The 524-nt window shown below is 56.9% G+C and carries 1 protein-coding gene; it reads right to left on the bottom strand.

Going from position 1 to position 524, the window contains the following annotated elements; genetic code table 11:
* A partial coding sequence (locus A3730_RS11220; RefSeq protein ID WP_197477444.1) for an efflux RND transporter permease subunit occupies window positions 1-524 on the bottom strand: 524 nt, incomplete at both ends.

The raw sequence follows: 524 nt of genomic DNA, 5'->3' as shown, positions 1-524 counted from the left end.
CGGCGTGCCAGACTGGGCAGCAACTTTTCACCCAAATACGGAACGAACACCACCGCCGCCACCCAGGATGCCAACAAGGCAATGGTGACCACCTGAAAGATGGAGCGGGTATATTCCCCGGTGCTTGATTCTGCAGTGGCAATGGGCAGAAAGCCTGCAGCGGTAATCAAGGTGCCGGTGAGCATGGGGAAGGCCGTACTGGTCCAGGCAAAGCCGGCCGCCTTGATACGGCTGAAACCCTGCTCCATTTTTATCGCCATCATTTCCACGGCGATAATGGCATCGTCCACCATCAGGCCCAGTGCCAACACCAGCGCACCCAGCGAAATCTTGTGCAGGCCGATGTCGAAATATTTCATCGAGGCAAAGGTCATCGCCAACACCAGCGGAATAGAGAACGCTACCACCAAGCCTGTGCGCCAACCCAGTGAAAAGAAACTCACCAGCAACACGATGGCCAGCGCCTCCATTAACACCTGCACAAATTCCCCCACACCGGCTTCTACTGCTGCCGGCTGGTCGGA

The organism is Alcanivorax sp. HI0044 (assembly GCF_001634945.1).
This window is presented reverse-complemented; position numbering and strand designations above follow the sequence as displayed.